The organism is Vibrio sp. 811 (assembly GCF_033339195.1).
The window spans coordinates 1-690 of sequence record NZ_JAWOUB010000423.1 but is presented as its reverse complement, the minus strand read 5'-3'; the positions used below and the strand labels follow the sequence as shown (position 1 = coordinate 690).

Here is a 690-nt window from a genome sequence, read left to right as displayed (position 1 = left end):
TAGCAATAGAACAAACGTTTGAGCTAGCCGATATCGAAGCGACTTTTTTTCCCGATGCGGAATCCGCCTTGTTAGCCATGAAACAAAGCGACGAAGCTGGTGTGATTGTGACCGACATCTGCTTACCCGGTATTTCAGGCATGGACTTGTTAACCACGTTAGTTCAACGCGACCCAAACCTGCCAGTCATCATGATTACAGGCCATGGTGACATCTCTATGGCCGTAAATGCGTTACACCAAGGGGCCTACGATTTTATAGAGAAACCTTTTGCGCCAGAACACTTGGTTGAAACCGTAAAGCGCGCCATTGAAAGACGCCAACTGACGAACGAAAATGAGAAACTTCGTCAATCACTCAAAGCGAGCCAAACGCTTGGCCCCCGAATCATCGGTGAAACCACCAGCATCCAAACGCTGCGAGAAACCATCACCCACATTGCTGATACAGATGCCGATATTCTGCTGTTTGGCGAAACAGGTACAGGTAAAGAGCTTATCGCCCGCTCACTGCACGAACAAAGTTCTCGTAGAAACAATAACTTCGTGGCGGTGAACTGTGGCGCGGTGCCAGAAAACTTAATTGAAAGCGAACTCTATGGTCACGAAAAAGGCGCATTTACTGGTGCAGAAAGGCGGCGTATTGGTAAGTTTGAATTTGCACAGGGCGGCACACTCTTCTTAGATGAAA

The 690-nt window shown here is 48.0% G+C and carries 1 protein-coding gene; it reads left to right on the top strand.

All coding sequences use genetic code 11. From position 1 onward, the window contains the following. Window positions 1–690 (top strand): sigma-54 dependent transcriptional regulator (locus R7Q46_RS27265; protein ID WP_318078284.1); only part of this gene is annotated, 690 nt, incomplete at both ends.